Annotated in this window: 8 protein-coding genes and 2 tRNA genes; 7 read left to right on the top strand and 3 right to left on the bottom strand. The window is 30.9% G+C overall.

All coding sequences use genetic code 11. The features are described 5' to 3' along the window. Window positions 1-39: 39 nt before the first annotated feature. Window positions 40-1,311 carry a pectate lyase gene (locus A7L45_RS12560; protein ID WP_071613099.1) on the bottom strand — a complete coding sequence of 424 codons (1,272 nt, stop codon included), beginning with the start codon at window positions 1,309-1,311 and terminating at the stop codon, window positions 40-42. Window positions 1,312-1,904: 593 nt separating this feature from the next. Here A7L45_RS12560 and A7L45_RS12555 point away from each other — a divergent pair. The 6 genes from A7L45_RS12555 to A7L45_RS12530 all read left to right on the top strand — a co-directional run bounded on the left by A7L45_RS12555 (window position 1,905) and on the right by A7L45_RS12530 (window position 9,461). Then, window positions 1,905-3,188, top strand: coding sequence for a GntP family permease (locus tag A7L45_RS12555; RefSeq protein WP_071613098.1), 1,284 nt, complete (start codon window positions 1,905-1,907; stop codon window positions 3,186-3,188). A 65-nt stretch (window positions 3,189-3,253) separates the two neighbouring features. After that, window positions 3,254-4,396, top strand: coding sequence for a glycerate kinase family protein (locus A7L45_RS12550; RefSeq protein ID WP_071613097.1), 1,143 nt, complete (start codon window positions 3,254-3,256; stop codon window positions 4,394-4,396). Window positions 4,397-4,648: 252 nt separating this feature from the next. Beyond that, window positions 4,649-5,683: a CdaR family transcriptional regulator gene (locus A7L45_RS12545; protein WP_071614965.1), complete on the top strand. Its 1,035-nt coding sequence runs from the start codon at window positions 4,649-4,651 to the stop codon at window positions 5,681-5,683. Window positions 5,684-5,839: 156 nt separating this feature from the next. Next, window positions 5,840-5,914: transfer RNA gene (locus tag A7L45_RS12540), tRNA-Glu, on the top strand. A 14-nt stretch (window positions 5,915-5,928) separates the two neighbouring features. Beyond that, window positions 5,929-6,003, top strand: a tRNA-Gln gene (locus A7L45_RS12535). Between the two features lie 113 nt (window positions 6,004-6,116). Next, entirely contained in the window at window positions 6,117-9,461 is a 3,345-nt protein-coding gene (locus tag A7L45_RS12530) for an SNF2 helicase associated domain-containing protein (RefSeq protein ID WP_224616945.1), read from the top strand. Between the two features lie 50 nt (window positions 9,462-9,511). On the opposite strand, the gene A7L45_RS12525 is transcribed toward A7L45_RS12530, so the two are convergent. Continuing rightward, window positions 9,512-10,336 carry an MBL fold metallo-hydrolase gene (locus A7L45_RS12525; protein ID WP_071613096.1) on the bottom strand — a complete coding sequence of 275 codons (825 nt, stop codon included), beginning with the start codon at window positions 10,334-10,336 and terminating at the stop codon, window positions 9,512-9,514. 310 nt (window positions 10,337-10,646) lie between these two features. Between A7L45_RS12525 and A7L45_RS12520 the strand changes: the two genes are divergently transcribed. Continuing rightward, the gene (locus tag A7L45_RS12520; protein WP_071613095.1) at window positions 10,647-11,954 is read left to right on the top strand and encodes a UDP-glucose dehydrogenase family protein; all 1,308 of its coding nucleotides are present in this window, start codon (window positions 10,647-10,649) and stop codon (window positions 11,952-11,954) included. A 57-nt stretch (window positions 11,955-12,011) separates the two neighbouring features. Here A7L45_RS12520 and A7L45_RS12515 read toward each other — a convergent pair whose 3' ends face one another. Then, window positions 12,012-13,007 carry a GDP-mannose 4,6-dehydratase gene (locus A7L45_RS12515; protein WP_071613094.1) on the bottom strand — a complete coding sequence of 332 codons (996 nt, stop codon included), beginning with the start codon at window positions 13,005-13,007 and terminating at the stop codon, window positions 12,012-12,014. Between the last annotated feature and the right edge of the window lie 4 nt (window positions 13,008-13,011).

The raw sequence follows: 13,011 nt of genomic DNA, 5'->3' as shown, positions 1-13,011 counted from the left end.
TACTCAAGGGCTACTCATTTATCTTTTCTATTGTATTAACTATTTCCAGAAGCTAAAGTTCATTTGTGTTGGAATTTTGTTTGCAGTAAGTTCTTGTCTCATTTTTGCCATAGCACTATTAACTTCTGATCTAATAGCTGTCTGATTTGCTGTGCTTGCAATTGTGATATTTCCACCACTAGGAGCTTTTAGGTTCTTTGAGGAGGATGCCTGTGCATTTATGAATGTACCAGCTTTCATAAGGTCAAGTACATAGTCGCCACTTACATTACCTAAACCCATACCATTTGTAAGGTTTATTGTGCCAGTACCATTATTTTCATCAAAACCCTTTGACATATTATCTACTGCTAAACAGTTAGTAAGATTTTTAACACCGTTTGTTTGTGCACCATATTTTGATGAACCTGATCCCATCTTAAAGCCATTACCGTTACCTTTGCAAGTACCTACCGTCATATTTGTGTCTACTGGAAGTCCGTGTGCTTTGTCATATGCTCCACTGAATACTGTAGAATCACCAGAGTGATATGCTACGCAGTGTTGATAAGTAACGTCACTGCTACCTATAGCAAAGCTGTCCCAAGCGTCATCAGAGTTTTCAGCAGATACACAGTATGAGAATACAGTACCTGTTCCAAGGAAAAGTTTTGCTGCAAATCCGTCTGCATTTCCGCCAGTTGTAAGTATGTCAAAGTTTCTGTAAGATACACACCCAGTTATGTGAGTGTTGTTTGGACGTACACTAACTCCTGCTGATTCAAGTGATTCACTACCTGAAATCTGAAGACCTGCATCTCCATTGTAACGGAATACGCAGTTAACAATTGAATTGTTGTCAGGTTTTCCAGCATTTGCTACAGTTGGTTTTACTTTTGCATTATAATTAGGCTTTATGAGCATACCGTTGTCATATGCTTTTTGAATTATTAGTCCTTTTATTGTGTAGCTACCGCCAGTGATTCTAAAACCTGTATATGCATCTCCTGTTGTTTTTGGACTCAATTTCTTTGATACTTCTTTGAAAGTTGTAAAGTCAAGCACTGGAGTGTAACCGGCGGCTGCTTGAATAGTAATGCCCGAAGCTAATTTATCAAGTACAATCTGACTTGTACAGTCAAGCGTATTTGCTGCAATTTGTATTGTTTCACCACTAGTTGCTGATTTAATAGCTGCTTGTAAACTATTAAAATCCTTAACTGTAACAGGAGCTGGTGTTACTGCAAATGATTGGCTAACAGGGTAAAATGCTAAGCTACACACCATAGATAGTGATAGGAAAACTCCTGACAATGATCTCATTTTTTTCATAAATAATTCCTCCGTATTTTTTTATTTATTCTTAAGTTTAAGGTTGTACCTAAAACTCATGGAATCATGTTTGTATTTTTGTACCAAGAGAGAAAATCTTCTACCGAATAAAACGTTTTCATTGTAGCCATATCTAATTTAAGACTGCCTTTAATACTAATGCTACTTTATAATAATTTGTATCTGACATTTATACATTATAGTTTAATTTTTAATGTTATGTAATAATTTACTTATATGTATTTTATCTTATGCAATTTTGAAATTCAAGACATTTTTTCTAAAATTAAAAAAGATTCGTTAGTGTTTATTTTACATATTATCTTAATTATGGACCTCTTCTTTTAATATGATTAGAAGTAAGACATTAAGAGATATAAGGATTATTGTGCAAATGAACAATAAAAAAAGTTAAATAACCAATATCAACTGGTTTATAAAAATACTATTATTAATATAGAAGTTATGAAAACGTTATATAGATATTATGCTACAAATTTTTTTAAGTATCTAATTGAATTTATGGTTAACACTAGATGAGATCATTTATTATTAAAGATACAACTACATTTATACAATAGGGAGGAAATAAAATGGCTGTAATTAATTGGAGTGGAGCAATATTTGGTTTAATAGTTGCTATAGTTTTAATATTTAGAAAGGTAAGTCCTGTATACGCACTTTTTGGAGGTGCTATTATAGGCGGATTAGTTGGCGGTGCTAGTTTGACTCAAACTACACAAATTGTTATTGATGGTACCAGCAGCGTAATGGGGGCAGTGGTTAGAGTGCTCGCAGCAGGAATACTCGCAGGTATTCTAATTGAGTCTGGTGCAGCAGAGAGAATTGCAGAAACTATAGTGGAAAAGCTGGGCGAAAAAAAGGCTCTTTTAGCAATAGCCATTGCAACTATGGTTATAACTGCTGTAGGTGTATTTATTGCAGTTTCAGTTATTATAGTTGCACCAATAGCATTGTCCGTAGGTAAAAAAGTTGGACTTACTAAATCTTCAATACTTTTAGCGATGGTAGGTGGAGGTAAGGCTGGAAACATAATTTCTCCTAATCCCAATACTATAGCAGTAGCAAAAGGTTTTAATTTAGATCTAGCACAAGTAATGATTAATGGTTTTATACCTGCAATAGTAGGATTAATAGTAACATATTTCGTTGCTACAATGTTAAGTAAAAAAGGTGAATTAATTAAAGAATCAGAAGCAATTGTAACTACTACAAAAGAAAAACCAAGTTTCGCCAAATCAATGGTGGCTCCAATTGTAGCAATTTTATTGTTATCATTAAGTCCTATTGGAAATATATTTCATATACAATTTTTAGCGAAAATTAAAATTGATTCTATGATTATACTGCCACTTGCAGGATTAATAGGATTAATCGCAATGGGTCAATTTAATAAAGTTGTTGAATATACCACTTCAGGGTTAAATAAAATGACAGGTACTGCCATAATATTAATTGGTGCAGGTGCAATTGCAGGTGTCATTTCTAAATCTAATTTAAGTGCGGTAGTGGTACAATGTATCCACTCGGCAGGTATTTCAGGGGTGTTTTTAGCACCGATATCAGGAATACTCATGGCAGGAGCTACTGCATCAACAGCTACAGGAGCAATTCTAGCATCTGGAAGCTTTGGAAAAGCAATATTAGCTATGGGAGTACCTCCATTAAATGCGGCAATTATGGTACATACAGGGGCTACAGTTATTGATCATTTGCCACATGGTAATTTCTTTCATGCTTCAGCGGATTCTGTAAAAATGAAAATTAAAGAACGTATGAAACTTATTCCATATGAATCTATGGTTGGTGGATCTATGATGATTACAGCAACTATCATATATGGATTTTTAAAATAACAAGCAAATATGAATTTATACTTATTTATCTAATAAAAATATAAGTTAAGTTAGGAGTGATATATATGAAACAGGATTTAGTTATTGTATTAGCACCAGATTCTTTTAAGGAAAGTATGACAGCGAAAGAAGTTTGCACGGCAATGGAAAGAGGAATAAAAAAGGCAAATGATAAAATTACCTGCGTACATGTACCAATGGCTGATGGAGGGGAAGGAACTATGCAATCATTGGTAGATGCTACTAATGGAAAAGTATATTCTTTAGAAGTAGTTGGACCGCTTGGAAATATGGTAGAAGCACAATATGGTATTTTAGGAGAAGGAGAAGTAGGTATATTAGAAATGGCTAGTGCCAGTGGAATACAGTTAATACCTGCAAAGCAAAGGAATCCTTTGTTAACAACAACTTATGGTACTGGGCAGCTTATAAATGCTTGCTTAGATCATGGAGTAAAAAAAATATTAATAGGTATTGGTGGAAGTGCTACAAATGACGGTGGAGCGGGAGTTGTACAAGCACTTGGTGGAAAACTATTAGATAAGCAGGGGAATGAATTAGGTTTCGGTGGTGGAGAATTAGGAAAACTAACTAGCATTGATTTAAAGAATTTTGACCCTCGCTTAAAAGAAGTTGTGATTGAAGTAGCTTGTGATGTTAACAATCCACTTTGTGGAGAAAAAGGAGCTTCAAATGTATTTGGTCCACAAAAAGGAGCTACCAAAGAAATGATAGGAATATTAGATGATAACTTGAAACACTATGCAGATATAATAAAAAATCAACTTGGCAAAGATGTTATAGATGTACCAGGTGCTGGAGCAGCCGGAGGACTCGGGGCTGGACTTTTGGCATTTTTAAATGGTACTTTGAAGAAAGGTATCGAAATGGTAATTGAATATACTGGACTAGAAGAAAAAGTGAAAGATGCAGATATGGTTTGGACTGGAGAAGGAAGTATAGATTACCAAACTCAATATGGAAAAACTCCTTTTGGTGTTGCGGCAGTTGCTAGTAAGCACAATAAGCCAGTTATTGCATTAGCCGGAAAAGTTGGTGAAGGCATAGATATATTATATGAAAGTGGGATAGATTCAATATTTGGTATCATGCAAGGAGTAACTTCTATTGAGGAAGCTTTAGTGAATGGACCGGAAAACGTTGAAAAAACAGCTGAAAATATAATAAGACTTATGAACTTATTATAATTTACAAAAATGAGAGTTCCATCAAAAATTAATTGATAAACTTCACAATTATTGGTATAATAGTGTATAGTTTCTTTATTTATCATATTTAAATTATACACCAAAAGTGGATTCTTCGGAATCCACTTTTGTATTTACAAAAGAATAGAAGTGTCTATTGGTATACTTTATGATTAGAAAGTGAATTAATAAGAATGTATTATTAAAAAACATTTAACGACATTTCAGAAGGGTGTGAGTAATGTGAGTACATTGAAGTTATCGAAAACTATAGCACAAAGAATTGTTTTGCAAATGATGGATGTTATTCCTTACAATATAAATGTCATGGATGAAAATGGCGTAATTATAGGTAGTGGAGATATTAAACGTATTGGAGATGTTCATGAAGGTGCTAAGAAAGCAATAGATAATCAATTTATAAATGAAGTATATGAAGAAGAAGACGGAGGAATGAAACCAGGGGTAAACGAGCCTATTATTGTAGATGAAAATATAATAGGAGTAATAGGCATTACGGGGCATCCTGATGAGGTGAGAAGGTTTAGTAAGCTTGTCCGTGTAACTGCCGCTTTATTAATTGAGCAATCTAAACTAGATGAGGAAATTCAGAATAAAAGGTTAAATAGGCAGAGGTTTTATCAGGATTTGGCTCACAGAACAACGGAGTATGATGAAGATTTTCATGCGAGGGCTAAAAGTTATGGTCTTGATCTTACAAAAAAAAGTCAGGCTATCCTTGTGTACATAAATTCAAATTTAAGTGAATATAGAATATTATGTAATAAGCACCCTCACTATTATGATATAGATGATAATAAAACAGTATTTTTTAGTACAATTAATTATAAAAATAATACAATATTAATGGATATGCAAGAGAGCTTAGACATAAATAAAATATGTTTAGGAGGAGAAGAGGACATTGCTGCTGTTTCACTAAAAAATGCAGAACTAGCAATGGAATTTGGTATTAAGATAAAACCGTCATCTTTAATATACAATTATGATGATTTAAAGTTCTTTATTCATTTATCTTATGATAACAAAGAATCATTAATTTATATGTTTTCAAATCTTGATAAATCTGGGAATAAACTAGAACTTGTTAAAACTATACAAGCATATGTTGAACATAATGGTGATATTAATAAAGTATCTAGTAGCCTTAATATACATAGGAATACCTTAAATTACAGGTTGGAAAGAATAAAACAACTGACAGGAAAGAATCCAAAAAATTTGTTGGATTTATTTGAATTATTATGTGGGATAATTTGGAGATAATACCTTGTTTTTATAGAATAAAAGTTAGTGATGATGTTAATAATATACTAAAAAGGACATAAATCTATTTATTTTAGAAATTTATTTGACTTATACTGAAATACGAGGTATACTATATCTCGTAGTGCAAATCGCTGAAACGCGAATAGCTAATATGGCTCCTTGGTCAAGAGGTTAAGACGCCACCCTCTCACGGTGGATTCAGGGGTTCAATTCCCCTAGGAGTCACCATTTGTTTTTTTTATTGGGGTGTAGCCAAGCGGTAAGGCACTAGACTCTGACTCTGGCATTCGCAGGTTCGAATCCTGCCACTCTAGCCAAAGATTTAATCAAATTAAGAATAATAGTTTTTTAATATGATGAATATAAGTAATCCTAGCATAAATTTATTTTGCTAGGATTATTTTTTTGTATATTGAAAATGATAATTTATATGGAAATGTTATTTAGAAAAAAGCCAACAACAGAAAACTTAGGGGTGAAATTTTTGGGTAATAATAATGATATTAATGAAGAGATAATACGAGAGAATACTGATAAAGAGACTTATAAAGTTGGAAGCAATTACTATTTGGATAATAAGGTTAAGGATATAGATGTAGAAATAGAAGACTTGGGAAATTTTGAGGATTATACACAAACTACGATAACTTCAAATGTACAGTCCTCAAAATTTGATTTATATAAAGTAGATGTAAGTTTTGATAATATTAATTTGTTTATAAACTATAACTGTGATTGCAATAAATATAGTTTCGGTTATTACGGGCGCAGAAATATGTGCAAACATGTTGTGGCTACATTATTAAAGTATGTTAATGAGAAAGAACAAATTATTAAAGTGAAAAAAATGGTTAAAACAAATAATTTAATTAAACAAATAACTAATAATATTAATGTGGCTCAAAGAGCAAAAATATATTTAAATATAGATATAAAATACGAGCACGGATCTATTAGCGATAATACAAAATCATTTGTGAGCTTAAAAATCGGTGAGGATAAGCAATATGTAGTTAAAAATATAAAAGAATTCTTAATTTGTTATAATAAAAGTTTTGAGCTTATGGAATTTGGTAAGAAATTTACATATAATCCTTCTTTGCACTCTTTTAGGGATGAAGATCTAAATATTATAGAAATTTTTAAGGAAGCAGGTGAACTTCAGTCGTTAGCGGGGGCTGCAAATACATATAAGAGTAACCAGGTAAAGTTTCTGTCCGGTAAAAAAGCTTATTTTACTGATAGCATGATTAAAAGATTATTAAAGTGCTTATACAATAGAGATTTATCTGTTGTTATAAAGGGTGAGACATTTACTAATGTACATATAGAAAAGGAATCTATGCCTTTAGAGTTTAATATAAATAGGGAAGCCGATAAATTTATATTAGAGCAAAAGAATAATATGCCTGTTTCGCTAACTAGTGATGGTGAATTCTTTTTTTATGAAGGGAAAATATATGAGCCACCAGTTACACAAAGGGATACTTATATGCCCTTTTATAATAGATTTAAAGATGAAAAAAATGGTTGCATAGAATTTTATGAAGAAGAGAAAGATGATGTAGCATCATTTGTACTTCCAACATTAAATAAAATAAGTAGTAAAGTTGATATAGATATGTCCCTTAAAAACGAATTTTATGTAAAAGAACTTAAGGCAATTGTTTATTTTGAAAAAAAGTCTGAAAATGTTGAGGCTCTTATAACTTTCAAATATGGAGATATAGAAATAAACCCTTTTAATAGTAAAGAAAACAAAGTACAAGAGGGAAGAGCACTTATAAGAGACATGGATAAGGAAATGAGTATCATAAATCAATTTAATCAATCTGGATTTGTTCGCAGTGATAATGGTTTTGAAATGTTAGATGAGGAAAAACTTTTAGAGTTTTTAGTTTCAGGACTCGAAAAACTTCAGCAGATGGCGGATGTTTATTATTCGGAGGAATTTAAAAAAATAAGTGTGCATGGAAATACTGGATATAAGTCAAATATTAGACTCAATAAGGATAATCTTTTAGAATTTAACTTTAGTATTGAAGGTGTAGATAATATTGAACTTAAAAATATTTTTGCATCACTAAGAGAAAAAAGAAAATATCATAGGCTCAAAAATGGAAGTTTTGTATTACTAGATTCTAATAATTTACTAAAAGTTGCAGAAATGATAGAGTACTTAAATATAAAAGATAAAGATATTTCAAAAAATAAAATTTTGCTTTCTAAATATAATGCACTATATATAGAAGAAAAATTAAAACGAGAACAGATGGATTTCGTTGATACAAATAAAAAATTTAAAGAGCTAGTTTATGATTTGAAAAATACAAATGAATTAAAAGTAATAGTTCCAAGCTCTTTAGATAGTATAATGAGAGATTACCAAAAAACTGGATTTAAATGGTTAAAAACTCTTGCTAAATGTGGATTTGGAGGAATACTCGCAGATGAAATGGGCCTTGGAAAAACACTCCAGGCTATAGCATTTATTTTGTCTGAAGTGGAGGAAAATGATATCAAACAACCAACACTTGTAGTATGTCCAACTTCAGTTGTATACAATTGGAAGGATGAAATAGAAAAGTTTGCACCTTCGCTAAATTGTATAGTAATATCTGGGAATATACGCCAGAGAGAAGAACAAAAACAAAACATAGGGGACAATGATGTGGTTATAACATCATATTCACTTATAAGGCGGGACCTTGAGGAGTATAAAAAAATTCAATTTAGATATTGTTTTTTAGATGAGGCCCAGTTTATCAAAAATTTTAATTCTCAAAATTCTGCTGCTGTAAAAAGTTTGAATGCTTTAGGGAGATTCGCACTTACAGGAACACCTATTGAAAATTCTCTTACTGAACTTTGGTCAATTTTTGATTTTATAATGCCAGGTTATATGTTAAATCATAGTGCTTTTTCAAAAAAATTCGAAGCGCCAATTGTAAAAGATGGAAATGCAAATGCACTAAAGGAATTAAATAATCATGTAAAACCATTTATACTTAGGCGAACAAAGGTTGAGGTTGCAAAAGATTTACCTCCAAAAATAGAACATAGAATTTCAGTGGAAATGACAGAGGAGCAGAAGAAAATCTATTTAGCTTATTTAAAGGATGCTAAAGGAGAATTAGAAGAAGATGTTAGGGAGAAAGGATTTAATAAAAGTAAGTTTAAGGTACTTTCAATATTAACAAGGTTAAGGCAAATATGCTGTGACCCATCTACTTTTATAGAAAATTATAATGGAGGTAGTGGCAAAATGGAAGCTCTAGATGAAATTTTAGTTAATAGTTTAGAGGAAGGTCATAGAATATTAATATTTTCTCAATTTACAAGAGTTTTGAAGAATATTGCGAGTAGATTAGATACTAAAGATATAAACTATATGTATCTTGATGGTTCAACAAAGTCAGAAAAAAGAGTTAAGATGGTGAAGGATTTTAATGAAGGAGAGTCACAGGTATTCTTAATATCTCTAAAAGCTGGTGGGACTGGGATAAACCTTACAGGCGCAGATATGGTCATACATTTTGATCCTTGGTGGAATCCGGCCGTAGAAGCTCAAGCAACAGATAGAGCTCATAGAATTGGACAGAAAAAAACAGTAGAGGTTATAAAATTAATAGCAAGAGGAACTATAGAAGAAAAAATATTTAAGCTTCAACAAAAGAAAAAAGAAGTTACAGATAGTGTAATTAATGATGAAACGGGAGCAGAATTGTTCTTATCGCAGATGAGTCAAAATGATATTGAAGATTTATTTGTATAAAAAGCGGGCATAGACCTAATTTAGGGGTCTATTGCCTGCTTTTGTGTTATTTATAATTTTACAGTTTGGCCTATATCAATAATTTTTATACTCCCATCATTTATTCTATTTAATGTATTAACAGTGTCCTCATCCTTATCTTGAGCTAAAATATAGGTTTTATAATGAATTGGTATCATTAATTTAGCCTTTGTCATTTTAAACATTTTAAAGCTTTGCTCTGGAGAACAATGCATCTCTTGGAATTCATCAGGTTTGTAGCAGCCTACAGGCATGATGGCTACATCTGCTATTAAATCTTTATATGCATCAGTGAGAGCAGTATCACCAGCAAAAAAGATCTTTTTAAGGCTACTTTCAATTATATAGGAGTTGCTCTCAGCTTTAGCTCCCCAAGGGTAACGCCTTCCATCGTGATTTGCTTTTAATGCTTTTATTTTTATGTGTCTATCACTATATATTTCAGCATGATTTAGAAGCACTATATTTTTAAAACCTAAAATTTTTAAAGGGATGTTTAAGTAAATAGGGGCAATCACTATAGCACTTTTGTTTATTTTCCTAAGAGTTGAATAATTCATATGATCCATATGACCATGAGAAAGAACTATGTAATCAATATTAATGGATGATAAATTTAAAGAGGGTTTAACTAACCTTTTTAGTTCACCAAGATTTAAACTAGTTACAGGGTCAGTTACTATAATCTTATTGTTTAAGTTAATGACTACAGTAGCATGACCTACCCAATGAATAGAATTTTTTACTATGGGCTCATATAACGGCGCTTTTATAGGTTTAAAGTACAATTTAAAGTTTCTATGATGTAATTTATACATATATTCAACTGTTTTAGATAATCTAACAAAGCTCATTTTATACCTCTTATTTTGTGTATTTATTTTATAGTAAATGATTATATTTTATTTAAGATTTAATTTTTCTGATTTTATTATACCATAACGCTATACAGTCTTCACCAAATTATGAATAACCTCATATAGTATTTAGATAGATAGAATAAGCTTTTAATGCAATTTATTTAAATGAAAGTGTGATTCTAAATATAGATTATTATTAAGAACACTAATAGTTAGATACCAAGTTACTAAGGTAAATAATTGATAAACGTGAAAGTGTAGATGATAAAAAATGTGATACTATCAAAGAGGAGAATGTGATTGTATGAATATATGCGTTATTGGAGCTGGATATGTAGGACTCATAACGGCATTATGTTTTGGTAAAAAAGGAAATACGGTTATTTGTGTAGAAAAAAACTTGGATAAATTAAGTATGCTTAATAATGGTGTACCAACTATCTTTGAAGAGGGATTAGATGAATTACTAAAAGAGTCTTTAAATACAGATAGTGTTAAGTTTACTGACAATTTAGAAATGGGAATTAAATCTTCAGATATAATATTTATTGCTGTAGGAACTCCAACAAAGGATAATTGGGATGTAGATATTGGACAAGTAGAAGTGGTAATAAATTTAATTTCACCTTATATCAATAAATATAAAGTAGTAGTAACTAAAAGTACAGTGCCAGTAGGTACTCAAAAATATATAACAAGTAAGTTATTAGAAAATAATGTGCCAAAGGAATACTTTGATGTAGTTTCTAACCCAGAATTCTTAAGGGAAGGAAAAGCAATATATGATTTTTTCCATGGCGATAAAATAGTCTTAGGTTCAGAATCACAAAAGGCTTTGGAGGTAATGAGAAAATTGTACGAGCCATTTAAAATAAAGATGGTTTTAACTAACCCAGAAACAGCAGAATTAATTAAATATACCTCTAACGCGATGTTATCTGTGAAAATTTCTTTTATCAATGAAATAGCTAATCTTTGCAATAAAGCTTGCGCTGACATTGATGTAATTGCATATGCTTTAGGACTAGATAAGAGAATTTCACCATTGTTTTTAAAAGCTGGATTAGGTTATGGTGGATCTTGCTTCCCGAAAGACACAAAAGCATTAGTTAAAATGTCTGAAAATTATAATTGTAATCTAAATATTGTAAAGGCCACTGTTGATGTAAATGAAAAACAAAGAGTATTACCAGTGGATATATTATTAGAACACTATAAAATAATTGAAGGCAAAACAGTAGGTATATTAGGCTTGACGTTTAAACCGGATACAGATGATATTAGGGAAGCCCCATCTTTATATATAATCGAAAAATTATTAAAGAATAAAGTCAATATAAAAGCTTATGATCCTATGGTCACAAAGGAAATAAAAAATATATTTCCAGATATAACTTATTGTGATGGAGTGTATGAATGTTTAGAAGACTGTGATGCAATGATAATTTGTACAGAATGGAATGAGTTCTATAGCATAGATTTATGTAAGGTTAATGAGATTATGCGTGAATCTATAATAATTGATGGAAGAAATATATTGGATATAGAGAAAATTAAAGAGGCTAATATTAAAGCATATTATTCTGTAGGGAAAGGAAATATTAAAAATTAAAAGAAATAAAATGGCTACTACTTTAAATAATAAAGTAATAGCCATTTATTTGTATTATTAATATAATGGAATAGTTTTAAACCATTTTACAAATTTGTGAATTCCATAATCAAAATTTGTTATTGGTTTATAGCCTAAAATTTCTTTCGATTTAGAAATATTAGCATAAGTTATATTCACGTCACCAGGTTGCATAGGCAAATATTTAATAATTGCTTTAGTACCAAGTTCGATTTCTATTCGTTCTATCATATAGTTAAGCATGATAGTAGTAGAACCACCTAAATTAAAGATTTCATACTTATTCTTATCTGTAGTTGTCCATGTTATGGCTTTATCTATGCCTTGAACTATATCATCTATATAGGTGTAATCTCGTTTTGTAGTGCCATCTCCGAAAATAGAAATTTCTTTTCCTTTTAAAATAGATTCTGTAAATTTATAGATAGCTAAATCGGGTCTCTGTCTTGGACCATATACAGTGAAAAATCTAAGGCAAGCTATATTAAACCCATATAGATGGCTATAAACATGACATAATAGTTCACCAGACTTCTTAGTGGCCCCGTAAGGTGAGATTGGCGAATCTACAGGGTCTGACTCAGTGAAGGGAAGCTTTTCGTTATTTCCATATACAGATGAAGAGGAGGCAAATATAAACTTATTTATCTTATATTTATTACATATGTCTAATAAGTTTAGTGTACCAGTCATGTTTACTTCGTTATATAAAAATGGGTTTATGATAGATGGGCGAACACCAGCCATAGCTGCAAGGTGAATTACTATGTCTATTTTGTATAAACTAAATATTTTTGTCAAAAAAATTGTATCTCGGATATCGCCTTCTTTTATTATCAAATTATCATCAGTAATATTGTTGATTTTCATTGAATTTTGTATCTTAGTGATATTATTTCTTTTTATCAAAGGATTATAGAAGTCATTAAAATTATCGACAATAATTATTTTATTATTGTTTTTTAATAAATAATCACAGAGGTTTGAACCAATAAAGCCTGCTCCTCCAGTTACTAAAATCGAATTATTCAATAGT

The sequence above is a fragment of the Clostridium estertheticum subsp. estertheticum genome, from assembly GCF_001877035.1.
In the GTDB taxonomy this organism is placed as follows: Bacteria; Bacillota; Clostridia; order Clostridiales; family Clostridiaceae; genus Clostridium_AD; species Clostridium_AD estertheticum.
The sequence above is the reverse complement of the archived record's forward strand: the minus strand, read 5'-3'. Positions and strand labels throughout refer to the sequence as shown.